The organism is Pseudomonas sp. 3HC3 (assembly GCF_044904505.1).
GTDB lineage: Bacteria > Pseudomonadota > Gammaproteobacteria > Pseudomonadales > Pseudomonadaceae > Aquipseudomonas > Aquipseudomonas putida_Y.
Genome location: NZ_JADDRH010000002.1, coordinates 442,491 through 467,442, shown reverse-complemented (window position 1 = coordinate 467,442; position 24,952 = coordinate 442,491). Strand labels below are relative to the sequence as shown.

Genomic DNA, 24,952 nt, shown 5'->3' with positions numbered 1-24,952 from the left:
CCGTTTCATCGACTCAAGGCAACATCCGCCGAATGATGCGTCGACCCGAAAGTTCGTGCATTACCACCGCTACGACATGCAGCAACATGGCGCCAGCAAGCAACGTACTTGCTGCAACGTGCAACTTGCGCCAGGCATCCAGCCATGAAGGGTCAACCAGCAAGGGCGCGATGGCAAACCAGCCGAACACCTCGATCGGTCGGTCCATCATCAGCACACCAGACAGCAGAACCAATGCCGTGAGCCAGTACAGCCCTTCATGGACGAAATGAGCTACCCGGCGCCCGACGACACTCTGGTGTACCGCGCCTGGCCTGGCCATGCACACGCGAAGCAGCCAACGCATGAGAAAAACCGGGATAAAAAGCGTGGTCAGCCCAACATTCACGAAGCCGATGAAGTCAGCGCTGGAGGGTTGGACCTCGACCAGGGAAACATAGAAACCACTCGCCAGCGCCCAACCGATAATCAGGGCAGAGATCCAGTGCAACACAATCTGTTGCCAAGCATATTTATCTTGCGACATCGAAAATTCCCGAGCCTGGCCCGGCAGCCCAACTCAGGCTGCCAGGCCAGATCTCCTCAGCGTTTGATCCAGGCGTCTTGCCAGTTGCTGCCCACACCTGGCTCATACTGACTGGCACTTTCCGAATAGATCTTGCACCAGCCTTCATACGGGAATGGCTTGCACTCGAACACCTCGCCAGTTTTCGGTTGCAGGACGCGAGTTCCTGCCTTGTAACTGGCAAGCGATTGCGGGAATTCGAAGTCGTAGCCTTCACCCCCGGCCGTCTTCAACTGAACCTTGCGCTCTTCCTGAAGCAATATGCGCCCGGTTTTATTGACACCGACAACCTTGAGCAGGTGCTCGCCTTCGACACTGGCTACCGGCAGAGAAATCGGGCTGGTGGTGGCATCCACTTGCTGACGGACGAAGCCGACCTGCTGGTTGGCTGAATCGTACAGCCGCGCACTCACCTGCAAGTTACGGTTGGTCATCACCGTGAAGTCCAGCGCCGCCTTTCCATCAGTCAGGGTATATTCCGACTTGAGATCATGCAGGTGCAGATAGCTGTCATCCGAAGGCACACCTTCGAAGTCCAACTGATAGCTGCTGATACCTGTTTCAGGCTTTGCATAGATATTGTTGGCGCCCTGAACCGGCGTGATATTGCCTTCTTGATCGGGTTGACCTGCCTGTACCAGCGACTGGCTTTCATTGATACGCGTGGCGAGCTTGTACGACCAGTTAGGTGCAAGGCCTTCTTCAGCGTTCTCGATGGCAATACTCACGCTGTAAGGTGCGCTCTCTGAGCCCGCCACGAACGCACGGGCCTTCACCTTGTCGCCAATCTGCAAGTCCCGATGTGGGTTGATGGCGCCTACTTGTGGCCATTGCGGAACAGGGCCGCCATCAGTTTGGATATCCACATCCATCACGTTGTAAAACGCGGCGGCCGTATCATCGACAGTCCAGACACCCATGATGACATGGTGCCCCGACCTGTCTGCCGGCAAGGTGCACTGATGCTTGACCGGAGATGGCCCGACGGTGGGTTGACCTTCGCCGCGTGCCGGCTTGCCGTACCCATCTACCTTGCAGAAAGGCGCCAACTCGAACGCATCGCGTGCCAAGGGTGCGTTGGGATTCCAACCGGTCTTGGTGATGAAGTATTCCCAACCGGTTGTCTTGTGCCCTTCTGTGTAATACCACTCGAAGGTAATGTCGCGCTGCTTGATAGTGGTCAGGTGCCAACGATTGGCAGACTGCTCGTCGAGCGGAGCAAAGTCATTTCGTTCTCCGCCACTGGCGAGTTTGCCGTCGGCAGGGCCACTTGCAGGGAATCCTTTAACGGTTTCTCCGACGGACTGGGGCTCGTACGTCGCTGCCCCGCACTCGGTATTCTGCCCCAAGCGACAGGCGTAGGCGCGCGAAGGCGGCTCGCTGGTATAACCATGGGCATAGGCCAATTGTCCCTGTATACCCGCACCGGCCATTGCTACCCACACACTGGTAGCCAACAGCCTTCGCACATTCTTTGTTGTACTCATGATGCCCCCCGGCGTAATGGACTTGCACCAGCAAGTCCGACTGAGTGGCCCAGTCTATTTACGCGCCAGGGATCAATATGTAGGAATTAGCTCGTCGCACGTGCTGCTATTGCCCAACTGGGGTGAGGAGTTCGACAACATCTACATCGACCTCCCTGCTCATCAGGTGCTTCTCCACCTCACCAGTCAGTTTGACCTTGGTTTTTTCGTTGAACGGTGTCTGCGGGAGATCTTCATCGTCAATTTCGACGGTAATGGTGCCCGTGTCATCCTTGAACTCGTACTTGTCGTCGTTATTGATCTTTTGGGTCACGAACCCCTGCAGCACCACCGGAGTATCATCGGCGGCATCGTTGGCAGCAGCTACTGTGGAAACTGGCTGGGCACCAGGGCCCGTATAGCTGCCAGCAAGTGCAGCGGTACTGAACAGCGGGGCGAGGATCAGTGCGAGATAATGGATTTTCATGAGGATCGGGTCCTGTTTCGGTTTCGATGGGACCAGATTAACGACGATCGCTGAATTAAAACTTAATGCACAAAAAACCCGGCATCGAAGCCGGGTTTACTGTGCAGTGCGTCAAGTCACTGGTGGTACTGCGCCGACAGCTCGTGCACAGCATTGATGAACACACCGGCATGCTCCGGATCGACTTCCGGGGTAATGCCATGACCAAGGTTGAACACATGGCCAGTGCCGTGGCCATAGCTGGCCAGGATGCGCGCCACTTCCTTGCGAATGGCTTCAGGCTTGGCGTACAGCACGGTCGGGTCCATGTTGCCTTGCAGCGCCACCTTGTCACCCACACGGCGACGGGCGTCGCCGATCTCGCAGGTCCAGTCCAGGCCCAGCGCGTCGGCACCGGCTTCGGCAATGCTTTCCAGCCACAAGCCGCCGTTCTTGGTGAACAGGATCACCGGCACCTTACGCCCTTCGTGCTCGCGGATCAGGCCGCTGACGATCTTGCGCATGTAGGCCAGTGAGAACTCCTGGTAGGCCGCCGCTGACAGGTTGCCGCCCCAGGTGTCGAAGATCTGCACGGCCTGGGCGCCGGCCAGAATCTGGCCGTTAAGGTAGCTGGTGACCGACTGGGCCAGCTTGTCCAGCAGCAGGTGCAGGGCTTGCGGGTTGTCGTAGGCCATGGCCTTGGTCTTGCGGAAGTCTTTCGACGAGCCGCCTTCGACCATGTAGGTGGCCAGCGTCCACGGGCTGCCGGAGAAGCCGATCAGCGGCACACGGCCATTGAGCTCACGGCGAATGGTGCTGACCGCGTCCATCACGTAACCAAGGTCTTTCTGTGGGTCCGGGACTGGCAGCGCTTCGATGTCGGCCGGGGTGCTGATGACCTTCTTGAAACGCGGGCCTTCGCCGGTTTCGAAGTACAGGCCCAGGCCCATGGCATCGGGAATGGTGAGGATGTCCGAGAACAGGATCGCTGCGTCCAGCGGGTAGCGGTCCAGCGGCTGCAGGGTGACCTCGCAGGCGAACTGCGGGTTCATGCACAGGCTCATGAAGTCACCGGCCTTGGCGCGGCTGGCGCGGTACTCCGGCAGGTAGCGGCCGGCCTGGCGCATCATCCACACCGGGGTGACGTCTACAGGTTGCTTGAGCAGTGCACGCAGGAAACGATCGTTCTTCAGGGCAGTCATGTCGGCATCCGGAAAAATAGTGCGGGCATTTTCTCAGACACCAGCGCAAAAGGCACGGCCATGGCCATGTGTTTTGTCTATTGGATGCCATAGATCAAGCAATTTTGTATACAAAAGCATCGCGGGCATGCCCGCTCCCATGGGTTCTGCGTTTAACCCTGCGGGAGCGGGCATGCCCGCGAATAGGTCGAACGTCAGACTTCGAGGTAGTCCAGGATACCCTCGGCAGCCGTACGCCCTTCGAAGATCGCAGTCACCACCAGGTCAGAACCACGCACCATGTCGCCACCGGCGAACACCTTCGGGTTGCTGGTCTGGTGCTTGAACTTGCCCTTTTCCGGGGCAACCACACGGCCCTGGCTGTCCAGCTGAATGCCATGCTGCTCAAACCACGGCGCCGGGCTCGGGCGGAAGCCGAAGGCGATCACCACGGCATCTGCCGGCAGGATCTCTTCGGAGCCCGGGATGGGCTCAGGGCTGCGGCGGCCACGGGCATCAGGCTCGCCCAGGCGGGTCTCGACCACTTTGACGCCTTCGACCTTGTCCTCCCCCACAATGGCAATGGGCTGGCGGTTGTAGAGGAACTTCACGCCCTCTTCCTTGGCGTTCTTCACCTCTTTGCGCGAACCCGGCATGTTGGCTTCGTCACGACGATAAGCACAGGTCACCGCCTTGGCGCCCTGACGGATCGAGGTACGGTTGCAGTCCATCGCGGTGTCACCACCGCCCAGCACCACCACTTTCTTGCCCTGCATGTCGACGAAGTCTTCCGGCGACTTCTCGAAGCCCAGGTTGCGGTTGACGTTGGCGATCAGGAAGTCCAGTGCGTCATGCACGCCCGGCAGGTCCTCGCCCGGGAAGCCGCCCTTCATGTAGGTGTAGGTACCCATGCCCATGAACACTGCATCGTACTCGGCGAGCAGCTGTTCCATGGTCACGTCCTTGCCCACCTCGGTGTTCAGGCGGAACTCGATACCCATGCCGGTGAAGACTTCGCGGCGGTTGCTGAGCACGGTCTTTTCCAGCTTGAACTCGGGGATGCCAAAGGTCAGCAGGCCGCCGATTTCCGGATTCTTGTCGAACACCACCGGGGTTACCCCAGCGCGCACCAGGACGTCGGCGCAGCCCAGGCCCGCCGGGCCGGCGCCGATGATGGCGACGCGCTTGCCGGTTGGCTTGACCTTGGACATGTCCGGACGCCAGCCCATGGCGAAGGCAGTGTCGGTGATGTACTTCTCCACCGAGCCGATGGTCACCGCGCCAAAGCCGTCGTTCAAGGTGCAGGCACCCTCGCACAGGCGGTCTTGCGGGCAAACACGGCCGCATACTTCGGGCAGGGTATTGGTCTGGTGCGACAGTTCCGCCGCGGCCAGGATGTTGCCTTCGGAGACCAGCTTCAACCAGTTGGGGATGAAGTTGTGTACCGGGCACTTCCACTCGCAATACGGGTTACCGCAGCCCAGGCAGCGGTGCGCCTGCTCTACGGACTGCTGCGGCTTGAACGGTTCGTAGATTTCCACGAACTCCTTCTTGCGCTGGCGCAGCAGCTTTTTTTTCGGGTCCTTTCGGCCCACTTCGATGAACTGGAAGTCGTTGTTCAGACGTTCAGCCATTTTTCAAAACCTCTTTACAGCAGCTGCAAGCTACAAGCTGCAAGCCGCAAGACGATCACTTAAGCCGGGCAAACCTCGCACTGCCATTACTTGCAGCTTGAGGCTTGCCACTTGCAGCTGTTTTTACTGCGGGTTGGCACGGGTGCTGGACAACAGCTGCTTCAGGTTGGCTGCCTTCGGCTTGACCAGCCAGAAGCGCCGCACGTAGTCGTCCAGGTTCTCCGAGAGCTCACGCCCCCACGCGCTGCCGGTCTCATCCACATACTCGGCAAGGACGCGCGCCAGGTGGCTGCGGTAGGCCTCCATCGCTTCGCCACTGATACGCTGGATTTCCACCAGCTCGTGGTTGAGCTTGTCGACGAAGCTATTGTCCATGTCGAGCACGTAGGCAAAGCCGCCAGTCATGCCAGAACCGAAGTTGTAACCGGTCTTGCCCAGAACGCAGACAAAGCCGCCGGTCATGTATTCACAGCAGTGATCGCCAGTGCCCTCGACAACAGCATGGGCGCCGGAGTTACGTACAGCGAAGCGCTCGCCCGCAGTACCTGCGGCAAACAGCTTGCCGCCAGTGGCACCGTACAGGCAGGTGTTGCCAACGATGGCGCTGTGCTGGGTTTCGAACGGGCTGCCGGCTGGCGGCACGATGGTGACCTTGCCACCGGTCATGCCTTTGCCGACGTAATCGTTGGCGTCGCCTTCCAGGTGCAGGTTCAGGCCACCGGCGTTCCACACGCCAAAGCTCTGGCCCGCAGTCCCCTTGAAGCGGAAGGTGATCGGCGCCGCAGCCATGCCCTGGTTGCCGTGCAGGCGGGCGATTTCGCCCGACACACGCGCACCGATGGAGCGGTCGCAGTTGCAGATGTCGAGGCTGAACTCGCCACCCGCCTGGTCGCGGATGGCCGGCATGGCCATATCAACCATCTTCTCGGCCAACTCGCCCAGGTCGAACGGCGGGTTCTTGTCGACTTCGCAGAACTGCGGTTTGTCCGCCGGAATGTGCGAGCTGCCCAGCAGCGGCGACAGGTCGAGGTACTGCTGGCGTTCGGTGTCACCTGGCAGCACATCGAGCAGGTCGGTACGGCCGATCAGTTCACCAAGACTGCGCACGCCCAGCTTGGCCAACCACTCGCGGGTTTCTTCGGCGACGAAGGTGAAGAAGTTGATCACCATGTCGACGGTGCCGATGTAGTGGTCCTTGCGCAGCTTGTCGTTCTGGGTGGCCACGCCGGTGGCGCAGTTGTTCAGGTGGCAGATGCGCAGGTACTTGCAGCCCAGGGCAATCATTGGCGCGGTACCAAAGCCGAAGCTTTCGGCACCGAGGATGGCCGCCTTGATCACGTCCAGGCCGGTTTTCAGGCCACCGTCGGTCTGCACCCGCACCTTGCCGCGCAGGTCGTTGCCGCGCAGGGTCTGGTGAGTTTCCGCCAGGCCCAGCTCCCAAGGGGCGCCGGCGTATTTGATCGAGGTCAGCGGCGAAGCACCGGTACCACCGTCGTAACCGGAGATGGTGATCAGGTCGGCATAGGCCTTGGCCACACCAGCGGCGATGGTGCCCACGCCCGCTTCGGCTACCAGCTTGACCGATACCAGCGCCTGCGGGTTGACCTGTTTGAGGTCGTAGATCAGTTGCGCCAGATCTTCGATCGAGTAGATGTCGTGGTGTGGCGGTGGCGAGATCAGGGTCACGCCCGGCACCGCATAACGCAGCTTGGCGATCAGGCCGTTGACCTTTCCGCCCGGCAACTGGCCGCCCTCACCGGGCTTGGCGCCCTGGGCAACCTTGATCTGCAAAACTTCGGCGTTGACCAGGTACTCCGGGGTCACACCAAAACGGCCGGTGGCCACCTGCTTGATCTTCGAGCTCTTGATGGTGCCATAGCGCGACGGGTCTTCGCCGCCTTCACCAGAGTTGGAGCGCGCGCCCAGGCGGTTCATGGCCTCAGCCAGCGCTTCGTGAGCTTCCGGCGACAGTGCACCCAGCGAGATACCCGCCGAGTCGAAGCGCTTGAGAATCGCCTCCAGCGGCTCGATCTGCTCCAGCGCCAGCGGCTGGTCGGCCACCTTCACTTTGAGCAAGTCACGGATCATCGACACCGGGCGCTGGTCCACCAGCGTGGTGTATTCCTTGAACTTGGCGTAGTCGCCCTGCTGCACGGCGGCTTGCAGGGTGTTGACCACGTCCGGGTTGTAGGCGTGGTATTCGCCACCGTGGACGAACTTCAGCAGGCCGCCTTGCTGGATCGGCTTGCGCGCGCTCCAGGCTTCGGCCGCCAGCAGCTTCTGGTCGTTTTCCAGGTCTTCGAAGCGCGCACCCTTGATGCGGCTGGACACGCCCTTGAAGCTCAGGCCTACCACTTCCTCGGCCAGGCCGATGGCCTCGAACAGCTGTGCACCGCGGTACGAAGCGATGGTGGAGATCCCCATCTTCGACAGGATCTTCAGCAGGCCCTTGGAGATACCCTTGCGGTAGTACTTGAACACTTCATCCAGGTCGCCCAGCACTTCGCCGGTACGAATCAGGTCAGCCAGTACTTCATACGCCAGGTACGGGTAAACGGCCGAGGCACCGAAGCCCAGCAGCACGGCGAAGTGATGCGGATCACGGGCGGTAGCGGTTTCCACCAGGATGTTGCTGTCGCAACGCAGACCCTTTTCGGTCAGGCGGTGGTGCACGGCACCCACGGCCAGCGAAGCGTGCACCGGCAGCTTGCCCGGGGCGATATAACGGTCGCTCAGCACCAGCTGGGTCTTGCCCCCACGCACAGCTTCTTCGGCCTGGTCGGCAATGTTGCGGATGGCCGCTTCCAGGCCGACGCTTTGCTCATAGTTGAGGTCGATCAGCTCGCGGTCGAAGCCTTCGCGCTCCAGGTTCATCAGCGAACGCCACTTGGCAGGCGAGATGACCGGCGAGCTTAGGATTACCCGCGAAGCGTGCTCCGGGGACTCCTGGAAGATGTTGCGCTCGGCACCCAGGCAGATTTCCAGCGACATCACGATCGCTTCGCGCAGCGGGTCGATCGGCGGGTTGGTCACCTGAGCGAACTGCTGGCGGAAGAAGTCGTACGGCGAACGCACGCGCTGCGACAGCACGGCCATCGGCGTGTCGTCACCCATCGAACCAACGGCTTCCTGGCCCTGCTCACCCAACGGGCGCAGCACCTGGTCACGCTCTTCGAAGGTAACCTGGAACATCTTCATGTATTGCTTGAGCTGGTCAGCGTCGTAGCTGGCCACGCCCTGGTCGTCGGTCAGTGTCGCCTGGATACGCGTAGCGTGCTGACGCAACCAGCGCTTGTATGGGTGCCGCGACTTCAGGCGGTTGTCGATGGCGTCGGTGTCGAGAATCTGGCCGGTTTCGGTGTCCACGGCAAGGATCTGGCCCGGGCCGACACGGCCCTTGGCCAGCACTTCCTCAGGCTGATAGCCCCATACGCCGATTTCCGAGGCGATGGTGATGTAACCATTGGTGGTGGTCACCCAGCGCGCCGGGCGCAGACCATTACGGTCGAGCAGGCACACCGCGTGGCGGCCTTCGGTCATGACGATACCGGCCGGGCCATCCCACGGCTCCATGTGCATGGAGTTGTATTCGTAGAAGGCGCGCAGGTCGGCGTCCATGGTCTCGACGTTCTGCCATGCCGGCGGTACCAGCATGCGCACGCCACGGAACAGGTCGATGCCACCGGTGACCATCAGCTCCAGCATGTTGTCCATGCTCGACGAGTCGGAACCGACGCGGTTGACCAGCGGGCCGAGCTCTTCGAGGTCGGGGATCTGGTCGTTGGCGAACTTGGTGCGACGAGCCACGGCCCAGTTGCGGTTGCCGGTGATGGTGTTGATCTCGCCGTTGTGGGCGAGGAAGCGGAACGGCTGCGCCAGCGGCCATTTCGGCAGGGTGTTGGTGGAGAAGCGCTGGTGGAACACGCAGATCGCGGTTTGCAGGCGCTCGTCACCCAGGTCTGGGTAAAACGCCGCGAGATCGCGCGGCATCATCAGGCCTTTGTAGATGATGGTCTTGTGCGAGAAGCTGCAGATGTAGTGGTCGGCGTCATGGGCGTTGGCCACCGACGAACGACGACGGGCGCTGAACAGCTTGATGGCGAATTCCTGGTCGCTCAGGCCTTCACCGCCAATGAACACCTGCTCGATCTGCGGCAGGCGCTCCAGGGCCAGGCGGCCGAGTACGCTGGTGTCGATCGGCACCTTGCGCCAGCCGACCAGTTTCAGGCCGGCGGCGAGGATCTCGCGGTCCATGTTGGCGCGGGCAGCTTCGGCTTTGACCGGGTCCTGGTTGAAGAACACCATGCCGACGGCGTACTGCTTGGGCAGCTCGACAGCGAAGTGCTCCTGGGCCACGGCTCGCAGGAACTGATCGGGCTTCTGCATGAGCAGACCGCAACCGTCACCGGTCTTGCCGTCGGCATTGATGCCGCCGCGGTGGGTCATGCACGTCAACGCCTGCATGGCAGTTTGCAGAAGGTGGTGGCTCGGCACGCCCGTCATATGGGCGATCAGGCCAAAACCACAGTTGTCCTTGAATTCTTCGGGATGGTACAGACCTGTTTTCATAGACACATTCTCACCAGGTTCACCTCTCAACGGAGGTAAATCTCTTTTTTAACAACCACTTACCATCCACGCCGATCAAACGCCAGCTTTTTTGCGGTGGTCATGGAAAACCATTGTTGCACAGCGACAGCGATGCCCACAAATTTTCATGTCTCGGCATTGAAAATTTATGTCGCAATTTTGAATGTTTTTGCGCCATGCGCCGTGATAGCGGCTTGACTCGAGTCTGAAGCGTTTCAGCCATGACTGCAACTAGGGGCTTGTGGCCGGCAGTCCGGGACAGAAAAGCCTGCCGCGCTCGGGCGCAGCAGGCTAGTCGAAAGCTAGAATTCGCTTAGCTACTGGGCGGCGGGGTGATGCCGCCCGGAAGGTATCAGCGGGCCGCGGCCAGCTCTTGTTGGACGCTGGCGACGGTACGTGGCCAAGGTTTACCAGCCTGGACCTTCGCTGGCAAGTTCTTGATTGCCGCAACCGCTGCGTCGCGGTTGGCGAAACTGCCGTAAGTCACGACGTACAGGGGCTTGCCCTGCAGGTTTTTCTTGAAGTAGCGATAGTCGCCACCCTGGGCCTTGACGTAAGCCTGGGCCGACGCTTCGGAGCTGGTTCCGAGGATCTGCACCACGTAATTGCCCGGTTTCTGTCCAGCATACCAGCCACCGTTGCCAGCGCTAGCGGCTGCTGGTTTCTCGGCGGCTTTGGCGGCCGGCTTGGCCACGGCGACCTGGGTCGGCGCTGGCTTGGCAGGCGCAACCGGCTTGGCGGACTGGGTTGCGACAGGCTTCGGCGCAGGTGCAACCGACTGTACTGGCTGGGCAGGCGCAGGCGCCGGGCCAGCCGGCACACCTTGTGGCGGGGCAATGGTGGTTACGGTCGGTGGCGGGTTGCCAGGCTGCAGCGCGGTGTCGCCAGCCGGGCTTCCCTCTTCACCGTCGCCCATGCCTGCGGCTTGGGCCAGCGGTTCGCGCATCACCGGCTGCGACTGGCCAACCAGTGGCAGCGGCATTGGCTGGGAGGAGCCGGAGAACTCGATGGCAGCGCCCTGCTTACCGTCACCCAGCGGCAACTGAGCTTGGGCGGCCGGCGCTTCGGCGGGGGCCTTGTCGCCTTTCTTGGGCATCAATACCGCGGCCGCAACGGCAACTACGACCACAGCGGACAGCGCGAGCACATGTTTTTTAGGCATCTTGAACCCCATGGTTGGTCGCTTGGCCGTCGAGCGGCTGGCGATCATGGCTTCGATCAAAGTGTCACGGGCGACCTGGTTGATGTTGCCAGGCCAGCCGTCGGAGTTTTCATGGATATCGGCGATCTGTTCACGACTGAACACCTCGATGCCCCGGCCAGCCCCTTCCAGGCGCTGCTCCAGGTACTCGCGGGTTTCTTCTTCACTGTAGGGCGCAAGCTCGATGATGTGGAAACGTTCTTCCTCGACATTGAGTTCGTCCAGCCCGGCAATCAGCGATGGCTCACCGAACAGAAACACGTGCGGACGCCCTTCAGGTACCCCCGCCGCCAACTCCAGCAACGCTTGGAGTGCCGACTCGTCGAGTTGTTCCGCATCGTCCACCAGCAAATACACTTCCTGCCCGGTCAGTGCCAGCTGCACCACCTTCGACAGGATCGCCTGTACCTCGGGCTGGGCCACACCCAGCTCCTGCGCGACCTGCGCGAGCATACTGGAGGCATCGCTGGCGCTACGGGCCGACACCACCACACTTTGCACAGCCTGCTTGTTGGTGCTGGCCACCAGGGCCTGGCGCAGCAGCGACTTGCCGCTGCCCAATGGGCCACTGACCACCAGCATCAACTGGCTATAGCGCGCCAGGTGGTGCAGCTGACCAAGCACGGGCTTGCGCTGGGCCGGGAAGAACTTGAAGCCAGGTACGCGGGGCGCGAATGGATCATGGCTCAACTGGTAATGGTCGAGAAAGGCCTCATCGGCATGCAAACTTGTCATTGCGCTGTCACAACCTCAAAGCTGGGCCACGATCGCGCGGTAATCCGCCGACAGCGTGGCCTGGAGAATCTCTTTCGAATAGTCGTCGGTCACCACGGCCTCGCCCATCTGGCGCAGTAGCACCAGACGCAAACGACCGTCGAGCACCTTCTTGTCGACCGCCATGTGCTCCATGAAATGCGCCGGGGTCATTTCCTGTGGTGGCACCACCGGCAAACCTGCGTCCTGCAACAGGCGGATCCCACGATCGCGCTCAGCCTGGTCGATCCAGCCAAGGCGCATGGACATTTCCAGGGCCATCACGGTGCCCGCCGCCACGGCTTCGCCGTGCAGCCACACGCCATAGCCCATGTGGGTTTCGATAGCATGCCCGAAGGTATGCCCCAGGTTCAGCGTGGCCCGTACGCCAGACTCGCGCTCGTCGGCGCCCACCACCGCGGCCTTGGCCGCGCAAGAGCGGCGGATGGCCTCGGTCAGGGCTGCCGAATCGAGGGCACGCAGTGCCTGCATATTGTCTTCGAGCCAGGCGAGGAACGGCTTGTCGCAAATCAGGCCGTACTTGATCACTTCGGCCAGGCCTGCAGACAGCTCGCGCGCTGGCAGGGTCTTGAGGCTGGTGGTATCGATCAGCACCGCATTGGGCTGATAGAAGGCACCGACCATGTTCTTGCCCAGCGGATGATTGATGCCGGTCTTGCCACCCACGGAAGAGTCGACCTGGGACAACAGGGTCGTTGGTACCTGGATAAAGTCGACGCCGCGCTGGTAGCAGGCGGCAGCGAAGCCAGCCATGTCACCAATCACGCCACCGCCCAGAGCGACCACCGTAGTACGACGATCATGGCGGGCTGTCAGCAGGCCATCGAAGATCAGCTGCAATGTTTCCCAGTTCTTGTGGGCTTCACCATCGGGCAACACCACTGGCAGTACCGAGTAGGCACCGAGGGCCTTGCTCAGGCGTTCGAGATACAGCGGCGCGACGGTCTCGTTGGAAACGATGGCAACCTGCCGACCCGCGATGTGCGGTGCCAGCAGCTCGGGCTGGTCCAGCAGGCCTTCGCCAATGTAGATCGGGTAGCTACGCTCGCCCAGGTCGACCTTTAGTGTCTGCATGTATCCCCACAATGTACTTGGGCGCGGCGCCATCCGGCGACCTGCGCGGTAACGTTGAGCCTCGCCTCGGCGCTGGTGGCCGAGAATAGTCCCGGGTTAACGGGGCGGCAACTGCTGCAAGCGCTCGAGAATATCGATCACCACCATGCGTGGTGGCCGCTCGTCGGTTTCAACCACCAGGTCGGCGATCTCGCGGTAGAGCGGGTCGCGGGTTTCCAGCAAGGTGCGCAAGGTCGCCTCGGGGTTGGCCGTGCGCAGCAGCGGGCGGTTGCGGTCGCGCGCGGTGCGGCCGACTTGCTGTTCGACCGAAGCATGCAGGTAGATCACCCGGCCACCCTGATGCAGCGTCTGGCGGTTGGCTTCGCGCATTACCGCGCCACCGCCGGTGGCCAGGACCACACCGTCGAGCGCGCACAGCTCGGCGATCATCGCTTGCTCGCGATCACGGAAACCCGGCTCGCCTTCCTTGTCGAATATCCACGGGATGTTTGCGCCGCATCGCAGTTCGATTTCCTTGTCGGAATCCTTGAACAGCAGGCGCAGCTCTTTGGCCAACAGGCGCCCGATGGTGCTTTTACCAGCGCCCATGGGTCCCACAAGTATCAAATTTCGCACAGAATCAACGACTCACAGCAATCGCCTGGTCACTCATGATACGCGGAGTCAGGAAGACCAGCAGCTCGGATTTTTTCTCTTGTAATGCATCGCGTCGAAACAGCCGCCCAACATACGGCAGATCGCCGAAAAATGGCACCTTGTCGACCACATTGTTTTGAGAAGTCGAGTAGACGCCACCGATCACGATCGTTTCGCCGTCCGCCACACGCACCTTGGCATTGACCTCGTTCTTGCGGATCGGCGGTACATTGTTCAAGGCATTGACGTAATCCGGCTCGTCCTTGGTCACCCTGACGGTCATGATCACCTTGTTGTCCGGGGTGATCTGTGGCGTTACTTCCAGCGACAGCGAGGCTTCGCGAAACGATACCGAGGTAGCGCCGCTTTGGCTCGTTTCCTGGTAAGGCACCTCGGTACCCTTGAGGATCCTCGCCGTTTCCTTGTCAGCCGTGACCACCTTGGGCTGCGAAATGATCTCGCCGTTGCCGCTTTTCTCCATGGCACTGAGTTCCAGGTCCAGCAACACGTCACCGCGCAACAAACCAAGACCGATACTGCTGCCGGCACGCTCCAGGCCGAGGTCGACGAACAGTTCCTTGCCGGGCCGCAGCTTCTCGCCGTATAGCGGCCCACCCCAGCGCACCCCCAGGCTTTTCTCATAATCGACGTTGGCCTCGACGATACGCGCCTCGATCGCTACCTGGCGCACCGGCACATCCAACTGCGCCACCAGCTGGCGCAACTCGGCCAGGCGTTCAGCAGGCAAATACACCACCAGCGTATTGGTGCGCTCATCGACACTCAGACTACCCGTGGGGATGCCGTCACCCTCCAGACTTGCCTGCAGCAACTGCGCCAAATCGGCGGCCTTGGCGTGGTGAATGGGCAGCAGCTCCCGACGCAATGGCTGCAGGTGCGCATCCAGCACCTGACTCACCCGGGCATCTGCTGATTGCGCGGCAAACTCGGCTGCAGGTGCCACCAACAGCACATTGCCCTCCTGGCGCCGGGACAGGCCCTTGCTGCGCAGCACCAGGTCAAGCGCCTGATCCCACGGCACGTCCTGCAAACGCAAAGTGACACTGCCTTGTACTGCATCACTGGCGACCAGGTTGACGCCGGCGTAGTCAGCCAACACCTGCAGCACTGCACGCACCTCTACATCCTGGAAGTTCAGCGACAGGGGTTCACCCTGGTAAGGCGTCGCCGAAGCCAGCGGGATCGACAGCAGGGTTGCCAGCAGGTATTTCATCCACGTTTTCATTCGGGTCCGAGGCCTCCTTGCCCAGGCGCTTGGCGAGGGTGATGAACGCCGTGCGCTCGTGCCATACCCCTGCCATGAAAAGCCGCTCACGCACTTCGACTTGACGTTGGTCTATATGCTTCACTACCCCCTGATCGCGCCCTACCCGGTCCCCCGGGCGCACGCGATAGAGCTTGCCAGCCGCCATCAGCAGCGCCTCGCGTGCCGTTCCGCGCGCCAGGCTGCCGACCATTTCCAGCTGCGCCAACGGCACGCCGACCAGGCCAGCACTGGCCACTCGCGCCATAGCAGGGGCAAACGGGTCCACTTCAGGCGCAGCCATTGCGGTTCTTGCCGGCAGGTGCGCCAGCATTGCGGGTGCCTTCATGGGCGTAGCCGCATGATAGGCATCAACCCGCAAGCGCAGGCGCAACAGCCCGGGCTGGCGATCAACGGTTGCCAGGTTCATGTCACCGCTGCGCAGAATCCGCGCCTGCCCTAACCAGTCGTCCAGCCACAGCCGCAACGCCGGGTAACGCCCCACCACTTGCACCTCCAGCGGTACCTTGCTGAATCCGGCCTGTTGCTCGCCCTCACTTACATCGAGGCGCTCGACAAGCAAGCCATGCGCATGCCCCGACACTGCCAGGCGCTCAAGCAGGTCGCTCATGCTTTCCCCGGCTGCCAGATACCAGTGCGCCTCCTGCAACCGCTGCTCGGCAAGCGCCACTAAAGCCTTCAGCCGCTCCAGTTCTGCCAACTGCGATGCACTGGCTGCCTGCAGCTGGCTCAGCTCGACATGCCTGGCATCCTCCCGCGCCTGCTGCTGTAACAGTGGGGGCAGGCGTATCGCGCAGCCGAGGCCGAACAGCACAACAGCTACAAGCACTGGCGCCAGCCGTCGGAAGCGGCCTGAGCGCTCGACCACCGACAGCCAAGCGAACATCTGTGCTGCACTCACGACCAAAACGCCGCAACGCGAGCGGCCAGCAAAAACTCATCGCCGTCCGGCAGGCTCTTGATGTGCTTGAGTTCCAGATCGAGCAAAACGTTCGAGCGGTTCAAGTCGCGCATGAACTGCGCAACCACAGCACCAGACGCAGCCACCCCTGTCATCTGCAAGCGGCCACTATCAAGGCTCAGGTCTAGTAGCTGCACACCTTCAGGCAGCGCCCCTTCAAGGTCGGCGAACACACCGGCCAATACATCCTGATGGGCGCGCAGTCCTTCCAAAGCCACCGCACGGGCAAGTAACGCTTCATGCTGAGCACGTACCTCGGCCAGCGGCTGCAACTGCTCACCCAGTACATCAAGGGTCGCTTGGCGCTGGGCATTGGCCAACACCTGCTGCTGCCCGCGCTGGCGGGCCAGCTGATCGACCAGCATCACAGCGCACAAAGCCAACAGTGCGCCAGCAACCAGCTGACCTCGAAAGCGCCGCAGCGCCGCCTGACGCTGCCGTTCGCGCCAGGGCAGAAGGTTCAGCCGCATCATGGACGCACCCCTCCCAAGGCCAAGGCGCAGGCCAGGAGCATCGACCCATCGACATGTTCAAGCCCTGCCAACCCAGGCAGGTACGTGCACGGCACATTCAGCCGGCTGCCAAGGCCCTGCAGCCAGCCCGGATTGATCGATGAGCTGCTGACAACCCACAACCGCGCGGGCAGGCGCTGCCCGGCAAGCCAAGCCTGCAGGCGCTCTGGCCATTGCCCGTGCATGTCCGGGCCAGCCGTTTGCAGCTCACAGCGCTGGTAGGCCCTGCCGGGCTGCCAGTCATGAAGGGTTACGCTGCGGGCTTCGACACGCAGCAGTGCTGCTCCCTCAAGGCCGCCCTGTGGCAACATGCGGCACAAGGCAATGTTGTCGACCTCAACGGCTTCCAACTGCAAGCCCGCCTCCTCAACGACGGCTTCGAGTGACGCCAGCGCACTCTGCCGACAGGCGGCAACCATCACCTCGGAGCAACCTGGCTGGGCATGGGAAGCGCCCATGACCTGAAAATCCAGGGCCAGGTCTTCCAGCGGAAACGGAAACAGCCGCTCTGCATCGGCAAGCAACTGCGCCTCCAACTGTGCCCCGCCCTGCTGCACAGGCAGATGGCACAACTTGCAAATAACCTGACTGGCTGGCAGCGCCAGCGCTACCCGGCGTTGCCTGAGGCCGCTGCGCCGGTAAGCTCGCTGCAGCGCAGCCACCACCACTTCAGGCTCCGCAGCCCAGTCAGCGGCCAGCGGCGCCTGAAACAGCTCTTGTGCCGACCCCATCACACGGCAGCGCCGATTGCGCTGTTGCAGTTGCATTATCCGAACTGCGTCGGGGGTAATTTCCACCCCCACGAGTGAACCGGCATCCTTGCCGAAGCGTCCAAGCATCGCGACTCCTTTGCTGTTTGGTGCAGCTGCCAAGCGCAACTGCCTGTCGCAACCCCGCGGCAACACTGGGCCGGGGCTACTCATCAAGTCGACGGGTAGCCTGGCCGGTCACCCGGAGAGGCGAAAAATGCTTATAATGCCCAGCGTTTTTTGGTCCACCGGACCTGCGTGCAATCCACTCCCAACCTGGACACCGAAAAGCCTTGATACGTCTGCTGAAGTTCTTCTGGTGGTCTTCCGTCGCAGTCATCTGCGCGCTCGTACTCGGTGTGAGCGGTGCGTTTCTGTATCTTAGCCCCAGCCTGCCCTCGGTCGAGTCCCTCAGAAGCATCCAGTTGCAGATCCCCCTCAGGGTGTACAGCAGCGATGGCAAACTGATTGCCGAATTCGGCGAAATGCGCCGCTCGCCGATCCGCTTCGCGGATATTCCCCCACAATTCATTCAGGCGCTGCTGTCAGCCGAGGACGACAATTTCCTCAACCATTACGGTGTCGACCCCAGCAGCCTGATGCGCGCCGCGACCCAGCTGGTGAAAACCGGTCATATCCAGACCGGCGGCAGCACCATCACCATGCAGGTGGCGAAGAACTTCTTCCTCACCAGCGAGCGCAGCTTCTCACGCAAGACCAACGAAATCCTGCTGGCCCTGCAGATCGAGCGTGAGCTGACCAAGGACGAAATCCTTGAGCTGTACGTGAACAAGATCTACCTGGGCAACCGCGCCTACGGTATCGATGCAGCTGCACAGGTGTACTACGGCAAGTCCATCCGTGACGTGAGCCTGGCGCAGATGGCGATGATCGCCGGCCTGCCCAAGGCACCGTCACGCTTCAACCCGCTGGCCAACCCGGTGCGTGCCAAAGAGCGCCGCGACTGGATCCTCGGACGCATGTACAAGCTGGGCAAGATCGACGAGGCCAGCTACCAAGCCGCCCTGGCCGAGCCGCTCAACGCCAGCTACCACGTGCCGACGCCTGAGGTGAATGCCCCGTACATCGCCGAAATGGCCCGCGCGGAAATGGTCGGCCGCTACGGCAGCGACGCCTACACCGAAGGCTTCCGCGTCACGACCACCGTGCCTAGCGACATGCAGGAAATGGCCAACAAGGCCGTTCTCAAAGGGCTCTCCGACTACGATGAGCGCCACGGCTACCGTGGCCCTGAAGCACGTTTCCCGGGCCGCACCCAGGCAGCCTGGCTGAAGGAGTTGGGCAAGCAACGCACCCTTGGCGGCCTGGAGCCAGCCATTGTCACCCAGGTGGAACAAACCGGCCTCAAGGTGCTGACCCGTGACGGCCAAGAGGCGCAGGTTGCCTGGGAGACCATGAAATGGGCGCGTCCGTTCATCAACAACAACGCCCAGGGCCGCGCACCGCAATCGCCGGCCGATGTGGCCCAGGTCGGTGACCTGGTGCGTCTGCAACGCCTTGAAGATGGCATGTTGAAGTTCAGCCAGGTGCCCGCTGCGCAAAGCGCCCTGGTCACCCTCGACCCGAACAGCGGCGCCATCCGCGCCCTGGTTGGCGGTTTCTCGTTCGAGCAGAGCAACTACAACCGCGCCGTGCAGGCCAAGCGCCAACCGGGCTCAAGCTTCAAGCCATTCGTCTACAGCGCCGCGCTGGACAGCGGCTACACCGCTTCCAGCCTGGTCAACGATGCGCCGATCGTGTTCGTTGACGAGTCGGTGGATAAAGTGTGGCGACCAAAGAACGACAACAACACCTTCCTCGGCCCTATCCGCATGCGTGAGGCGCTGTACAAGTCGCGTAACCTGGTGTCGATCCGCCTGCTGCAAGCCATGGGCGTGGACCGCACCATCGACTACATCGCCAAGTTCGGCTTCAACAAACAGGATCTGCCGCGCAACCTGTCGCTGGCCCTGGGTACCGCCACCCTGACCCCGATGGAGATCGCCACCGGCTGGAGCACCTTTGCCAACGGTGGCTACAAGATCACCCCGTACCTGATCGACCGCATCGAAAGCCGCAGCGGCGAGACACTGTTCACCGCCAACCCGGCCCGCGTACCGCAAGGTGCCGAGGACCAGGCGGGCCTGGCCGCCCCCGAGCAGCCAATCAGCACTGCGGCCATGCCAGGCGAGGCACCTGCTGCCCTCAGCCAGGTGGCCGCGGCACCGCAAACGCCAGCAGTGGCCGAACAGATCATCGACGGGCGTACCACCTACATCCTCACCAGCATGCTGCAGGATGTGATCAAGCGCGGCACCGGCCGCCGGGCCCTGGCCTTGGGCCGTACCGACCTGGCGGGCAAGACGGGGACCACAAACGAATCCAAGGACGCCTGGTTCTCCGGTTACAACGCCGACTACGTGACTACCGTTTGGGTCGGCTTCGACCAGCCGGAAACCCTCGGCCGCCGCGAATATGGCGGGACTGCGGCACTGCCGATCTGGATGAGTTTCATGGGCGCGGCGCTCAAGGACAAGCCTGCGCATGCCCCGGCAGAGCCGGAAGGCATTCTCAGCTTGCGCGTCGACCCGGTCAGCGGTCGAGCAGCATCGCCGAGCACACCGAATGCCTACTTCGAGCTGTTCAAAGCCGAAGATTCACCGCCGTCGGTGGACGAACTGGGCAATGGTGTGGCACCGGGCAGCCCGCTGCCAGCCGATGAAGCGACGCCGATGGATCTGTTCTAAAACAGGGCGCCTGACTCAGGTTTTGCGCGGGCGGCGCTCGACCTGATAGGCGCCACAAGTGCCCTGACGAACACCCTGCAGCCCTGACACATTCCCAAGCCCCAATAAAAAGCCCCGGCTCATGCGAGCCGGGGCTTTTTAGTGTCGCGGCAATCAGCCGTTGAACACTTCATCCACGCTGGTCAGCGGGTAGTGCTTCGGATAAGGCAGGGTAGCCACGCCAGATTCGATGGCGGCCTTGGCCACAGCATCGGAAACGACAGTGATCAAGCGTGCATCCAGCGGCTTCGGAATGATGTACTCACGGCCGAACTCCAGGCCTTCAACGCCATAGGCTTCGCAAACTTCCTTCGGCACTGGCAGCTTGGCCAGGTCTTTCAGGGCGATAGCGGCAGCGATCTTCATTTCTTCGTTGATACGCTTGGCGCGAACGTCCAGAGCACCACGGAAGATGAACGGGAAGCCCAGCACATTGTTGACCTGGTTCGGGTAGTCGGAACGACCGGTCGCCATGATCACGTCGTTGCGAGTGGCATGCGCCAACTCTGGGGAGATTTCCGGGTCCGGGTTCGAGCAGGCGAACACGATCGGGTTGGCAGCCATCGACTTCAGGCCTTCTGGGCTCAGCAGGTTCGGGCCAGACAGACCTACGAACACGTCGGCACCGTCAAGGGCGTCGGCCAGGGTGCGCTTGTCGGTGGCGTGGGCGAACTGCGCCTTGTATTGGTTCAGGTCGTCACGGCCAGCGTGGATCACGCCACTACGGTCGATCATGAAGATGTTCTCGACCTTCGCACCCATGCTTACCAGCAGCTTCATGCAGGAGATGGCAGCAGCGCCGGCGCCCAGGCAGACGATCTTGGCGTCTTCCAGTTTCTTGCCGGCGATTTCCAGGGCGTTGATCATGCCAGCGGCAGTCACGATGGCAGTACCGTGCTGGTCATCGTGGAACACCGGAATGTCGCACTGTTCGATCAGGGTACGTTCGATTTCAAAGCACTCAGGTGCCTTGATGTCTTCAAGGTTGATGCCACCGAAGGTGATCGAAATGCGGCGAACGGTGTCGATGAACGCTTGCGGGCTTTCCGACTCGACTTCGATGTCGAACACATCGATACCGGCGAAACGCTTGAACAGAACACCCTTGCCTTCCATGACCGGCTTGGAAGCCAGTGGGCCAAGATCACCCAGACCGAGGATGGCAGTGCCATCGGAAATCACCGCAACCAGGTTGCCTTTGCCGGTGTATTTGTAAGCCAGCTCTGGATCACGGCCAATTTCGCGCACCGGCTCTGCAACACCTGGGCTGTAGGCCAGGGCGAGATCACGGGCGGTGGCAGTGGGCTTGGAGAGTTCAACGCTCAGTTTCCCCGGACGAGGTTGAGCGTGATATTCGAGAGCGGCGGTTTTCAGGTCTGACATGGTGGGCATTCCGCTATTTACTGTTCTGACGGACCGCCGAGGATACGCAAAGAGCCGGGGAGCCACAAGACTGGCCGGTCACTTGTGTCAAGGCCTTTAGCCTACGACTTTACGCTACAACCCACGGGGGCATACGACCTACAGTGTGTACAATCCAACATAGAAATGTCTACATCTTTTAGCCTGAAATACGCTCCAGCATGCTCGGATCGGTCAATGGCAATACCCAGCGTCGCTGCCCAGGCTTGAGGCCACCCCTGCGGGAGCGATCCTGCACCCAGCCACGCGCTTCGACCTGGCGTCCCTTGAGGTTATCGAAGAAGCTGGCGGGGAAGTTGCGCTGCAGACGAGCGGGAACCTGCAGCACCATGGTATTGCCCAGGGTCAGCCAGACCCCGCCACGATTATGCTCAATGCCTCCGATACGACCACGTACAACAGCGAAACCTGACTGCCTGACATCGCCTGCAGGCACCACGGGTGAACGCCGCCACAGGCCAACACCAGCCTGGCGCGACGCTTGTTCGGCAAGCTGCTGGCAGCCGCTGAAACGCACATTAGGGGCAATTGCCACGCGATAGCCCAAGCCCTCGCTAAGCAGTTGTGCTTCCAGATTGTCGCCATTGCGGCTGTAGATGTGCGCCAGTGTGCGACCGTACTTGTCTTTGCCTTCAACACCAGGCACCAGCCCGACGCGATGGTCACTGGCCTTTACCAAGGCCTGCAATCGCCGCCTGGCAGCTTCGGCATAAGGCTCACTGGTACGCCCCTTGCGACCGATTTCCGGTGCATTGATGCCGATCAGCCGCACACTGCGGCCATCGACCAGACGCAAGGTGTCGCCATCGACCACCTGTCGTACCGCTACCCATTGGGGCTTATCCGGCTGCGGGCAGAACGCCAGGACCGGGAAGTGCCAGATAACGCCCACAAAAAAGGCGCCCACAAGGGGCGCCCTCTTCAGCAACAATGCGAAACCCGAAGGATTCGCCATGCGCATGATTACTTCTTGGCACCGAACATGCCGAAGCGATCGGCGAACTTCTGTACGCGACCACCGGTGTCCAGAACTTTCTGCTTACCGGTGTAGAACGGGTGGCACAGGTTGCAAACGTCGATCGACAGGACATTGCCCAGGGTCGAACGAGTTTCGAACTTGTTACCGCAGCTGCAGGTGACTGCAACTACTTCGTAGTTCGGGTGGATACCTTCTTTCATGGTCACTTCCTCGAGCTGCGTGCCGCCACCCAACACCAATTGTTGAATACCGCACGTAATTAGGCGGCGAATAATACCAGAGCACACCGTCAGCGCAAGATGTCGCTTGCACCGACCGTCGTCTGCTAGGCTCGCCAGTCCTTGTAACGCCCTCCGAGACTTTCCGCGTGTCCGACGTCATCCTGCGCCTTGCCCTGCCCTCTCCGCTGCGGCGCCTGTTCGACTACAAGGCACCAGCGAGCATGGCGCGCCTGACCTTGACCCCTGGCATGCGCATCCGCGTACCCTTTGGCCGCCGCGAAATGATCGGTGTACTGATAGAAGTGTGCACGCAGAGCGAAGTGCCCGCCGACAAACTGAAGCCTGCCAGTGCCCTGCTCGACCCGGTGTCCCCCATCCCCGCGTCGCTGTTCAAGCTGTGCCTGTGGACCGCCCAGTACTACCAGCACAGCCTGGGCGATACCCTGAGCTGGGCATTGCCCACGCTGCTGCGCCAGGGCGAGGCTGCCGAAATGCGCCAGGAGCGTTTCTGGCACATAGCCCCTGGCGCCCGCCTGGAAGACCCGCGCATTGCCCGCGCGCCGCGCCAGCGCGACGCTCTCAAGACCCTGGCCCAGCACCCGCACGGCGTGGCCCACAGCCTGCTGGCCAAACTCAACCTGAACAAGGACAGCCTCGACCTGCTGCTGGCCAAGGATCTGGTGCAGGTCGAGACGCGCCGCCACTTGCCGGCACAACGCCATGAGCACTGGCTGGCACAGCCGGAACTACCCCTCAACGAAGAGCAACGCGATGCCTTCGACGCCGTGTGCGAGGGCTTTGGCAGCTTCGGCGCATTCTTGCTGGCCGGCGTCACCGGCAGCGGCAAGACCGAGGTCTACCTGCAACTGATCCGCGAAACCCTGGAAGCCGGCAAGCAGGCGCTGGTGCTGATCCCGGAGATCAACCTCGGCCCGCAAACCCTGGCGCGCTTCGAGCAACGCTTCAACGCGCGCATTGCCCTGCTGCACTCGGGGGTGAACGACCGCGAACGCCTGGATGCCTGGCTGGCGGCTCGGGACGGCGAGGCCGATATCATCATCGGCACCCGCTCGGCTTTGTTCACGCCGATGAAAAACCCCGGCCTGATCATCATCGACGAAGAGCACGACGGCTCCTATAAACAGCAGGAAGGCCTGCGTTACCACGCCCGCGACCTGGCGCTGGTACGCGCTCACCAGGAGAACATCCCGATCCTTCTCGGCTCCGCCACACCTTCGCTGGAAACCCTGCATAACGCCCTGACCGGCCGCTACCGCCTGCTGCGTATGAACCAGCGCGCCGGAGGTGCACGCCCGCCGCGCATGCTGCGCCTGGATGTGAAAAGCCTGCCGCTGGACAGCGGCATCAGCGGCCCGCTGCAGCAGGCTATCCGACAGACACTGGAAGCCGGCCAACAAGTGCTGGTGTTCCTCAACCGCCGCGGCTTTGCCCCAACCCTGCTGTGCCACGACTGCGGCTGGTTGTCCGAATGCCCACGCTGCGATGCGCGCATGACCGTGCACCAGCGCTCCGGCGTGCTGCGCTGCCATCACTGTGGCTATGACGAACGCCTGCCGCACCAGTGCCCGCAATGCAACCATGTCGACCTGCGCCCGGTCGGCGCCGGCACCGAGCGCGCCGAAGAGCGCCTGAAGGTGCTGTTCCCGGATTACCCGATCCTGCGCGTGGACCGCGACAGCACGGCGCGCAAGGACGCCATGCACAACCTGTTCAGCACCATCCAGCGCGGCCAGCCAAGCATCCTCGTCGGCACCCAGATGCTCGCCAAGGGCCACCACTTCCCCCGGGTGACCCTGGTGGCCATCCTCGATGCCGATGGCGGGCTGTTTTCCGGCGACTTCCGCGCCAGCGAGCGCATGGCACAACTTATCGTACAGGTGGCCGGGCGAGCCGGGCGGGCCGAAGAGCCCGGCAAGGTCATCATCCAGACCCACCTGGCAGACCACCCACTGCTGGTACAGCTAACCGAGCAAGGCTACTTCGCTTTCGCCGAACAGGCCCTGGACGAACGCCGGGCCGCCGGGCTGCCGCCCTACTCACACCTGGTCTTGCTGCGTGCCGAAGCACACAAGCCGGGGCAGGCCGAAGGTTTCCTCGACGAAGCCTGTGCCGCCGCCGAGCGCCTGGTGGCCGAACAACACCTGCCGGGCATCGAACTGCTGGGCCCGGTACCAGCACCCATGGAGCGCCGTGCCGGACGATTCCGCGCGCAACTGTTGATACAGGCCAATACCCGGGCGCCGTTGCATCGACTGATCAGCGCCTGGTTGCTAGTGTTGGAACAGATGCCAAGCGGGCGCCAGGTGCGCTGGTCGCTGGATGTCGACCCGGTAGACCTGTATTGAACTGCAAGCTGCGAGTTACCAGCCGCAAGCAAGCGCCGTGCGGGTGCGATGCCGCTTTTTCTTGCAGCTTGTGGCCTCCAGCTT

18 protein-coding genes are annotated in these 24,952 nt (G+C 61.9%); 2 read left to right on the top strand and 16 right to left on the bottom strand.

Translation table 11 applies throughout. From position 1 onward, the window contains the following. Positions 1-13 precede the first annotated feature (13 nt). The 13 genes from INQ47_RS06790 to pilM form a co-directional block, all read right to left on the bottom strand. Positions 14-526 (bottom strand): cytochrome b/b6 domain-containing protein, encoded by a 513-nt coding sequence (locus INQ47_RS06790; RefSeq protein ID WP_252460685.1) that lies wholly within the window; start codon positions 524-526, stop codon positions 14-16. Between the two features lie 56 nt (positions 527-582). Beyond that, positions 583-2,052 (bottom strand): N-acetylglucosamine-binding protein GbpA, encoded by a 1,470-nt coding sequence (gbpA, locus tag INQ47_RS06785; protein WP_252460687.1) that lies wholly within the window; start codon positions 2,050-2,052, stop codon positions 583-585. Between the two features lie 106 nt (positions 2,053-2,158). Further along, positions 2,159-2,518, bottom strand: a complete 360-nt coding sequence (locus INQ47_RS06780) for a YgiW/YdeI family stress tolerance OB fold protein (RefSeq protein ID WP_252460689.1) — start codon at positions 2,516-2,518, stop codon at positions 2,159-2,161. A 116-nt stretch (positions 2,519-2,634) separates the two neighbouring features. Continuing rightward, positions 2,635-3,699: a uroporphyrinogen decarboxylase gene (gene hemE / locus INQ47_RS06775; RefSeq protein WP_101196373.1), complete on the bottom strand. Its 1,065-nt coding sequence runs from the start codon at positions 3,697-3,699 to the stop codon at positions 2,635-2,637. 194 nt (positions 3,700-3,893) lie between these two features. Then, entirely contained in the window at positions 3,894-5,312 is a 1,419-nt protein-coding gene (locus INQ47_RS06770) for an FAD-dependent oxidoreductase (protein WP_003249156.1), read from the bottom strand. A gap of 123 nt (positions 5,313-5,435) precedes the next feature. Further along, complete coding sequence (gene gltB, locus INQ47_RS06765; RefSeq protein ID WP_404701378.1) at positions 5,436-9,881, bottom strand: glutamate synthase large subunit; 4,446 nt, start codon at positions 9,879-9,881, stop codon at positions 5,436-5,438. A gap of 373 nt (positions 9,882-10,254) precedes the next feature. Next, entirely contained in the window at positions 10,255-11,838 is a 1,584-nt protein-coding gene (locus INQ47_RS06760; RefSeq protein WP_404701377.1) for an SPOR domain-containing protein, read from the bottom strand. A 15-nt stretch (positions 11,839-11,853) separates the two neighbouring features. Next, entirely contained in the window at positions 11,854-12,951 is a 1,098-nt protein-coding gene (aroB, locus tag INQ47_RS06755) for a 3-dehydroquinate synthase (protein ID WP_003249149.1), read from the bottom strand. A 96-nt stretch (positions 12,952-13,047) separates the two neighbouring features. Then, positions 13,048-13,566, bottom strand: coding sequence for a shikimate kinase AroK (gene aroK, locus INQ47_RS06750; RefSeq protein ID WP_404701376.1), 519 nt, complete (start codon positions 13,564-13,566; stop codon positions 13,048-13,050). Between the two features lie 4 nt (positions 13,567-13,570). Further along, positions 13,571-14,833 (bottom strand): type IV pilus secretin PilQ, encoded by a 1,263-nt coding sequence (locus tag INQ47_RS06745; protein WP_404701375.1) that lies wholly within the window; start codon positions 14,831-14,833, stop codon positions 13,571-13,573. Then, the gene (locus INQ47_RS06740) at positions 14,757-15,758 is read right to left on the bottom strand and encodes a pilus assembly protein PilP (RefSeq protein WP_404701405.1); all 1,002 of its coding nucleotides are present in this window, start codon (positions 15,756-15,758) and stop codon (positions 14,757-14,759) included. The genes INQ47_RS06745 and INQ47_RS06740 overlap by 77 nt, the downstream gene beginning before the upstream one ends. Positions 15,759-15,769: 11 nt before the next feature. Continuing rightward, positions 15,770-16,306 (bottom strand): PilN domain-containing protein, encoded by a 537-nt coding sequence (locus INQ47_RS06735; RefSeq protein ID WP_252460696.1) that lies wholly within the window; start codon positions 16,304-16,306, stop codon positions 15,770-15,772. Continuing rightward, positions 16,303-17,184 carry a type IV pilus biogenesis protein PilM gene (gene pilM, locus INQ47_RS06730; protein WP_404701374.1) on the bottom strand — a complete coding sequence of 294 codons (882 nt, stop codon included), beginning with the start codon at positions 17,182-17,184 and terminating at the stop codon, positions 16,303-16,305. The genes INQ47_RS06735 and pilM overlap by 4 nt, the downstream gene beginning before the upstream one ends. 206 nt (positions 17,185-17,390) lie before the next feature. On the opposite strand from pilM, the gene INQ47_RS06725 reads away from it, so the two are divergent. Further along, a complete protein-coding gene (locus tag INQ47_RS06725) occupies positions 17,391-19,841 on the top strand; it encodes a penicillin-binding protein 1A (protein ID WP_404701404.1) in 2,451 nt (816 codons plus the stop codon). Between the two features lie 153 nt (positions 19,842-19,994). Here INQ47_RS06725 and INQ47_RS06720 read toward each other — a convergent pair whose 3' ends face one another. The 3 genes from INQ47_RS06720 to rpmE all read right to left on the bottom strand — a co-directional run bounded on the left by INQ47_RS06720 (position 19,995) and on the right by rpmE (position 22,481). Further along, positions 19,995-21,263: a malic enzyme-like NAD(P)-binding protein gene (locus tag INQ47_RS06720; RefSeq protein WP_003249133.1), complete on the bottom strand. Its 1,269-nt coding sequence runs from the start codon at positions 21,261-21,263 to the stop codon at positions 19,995-19,997. Positions 21,264-21,441: 178 nt separating this feature from the next. Next, positions 21,442-22,263: a thermonuclease family protein gene (locus tag INQ47_RS06715; protein WP_404701373.1), complete on the bottom strand. Its 822-nt coding sequence runs from the start codon at positions 22,261-22,263 to the stop codon at positions 21,442-21,444. 2 nt (positions 22,264-22,265) lie between these two features. Next, positions 22,266-22,481 carry a 50S ribosomal protein L31 gene (gene rpmE / locus INQ47_RS06710; RefSeq protein ID WP_003249127.1) on the bottom strand — a complete coding sequence of 72 codons (216 nt, stop codon included), beginning with the start codon at positions 22,479-22,481 and terminating at the stop codon, positions 22,266-22,268. Between the two features lie 167 nt (positions 22,482-22,648). Between rpmE and INQ47_RS06705 the strand changes: the two genes are divergently transcribed. Then, a complete protein-coding gene (locus INQ47_RS06705) occupies positions 22,649-24,868 on the top strand; it encodes a primosomal protein N' (RefSeq protein WP_404701372.1) in 2,220 nt (739 codons plus the stop codon). Positions 24,869-24,952 lie beyond the last annotated feature (84 nt).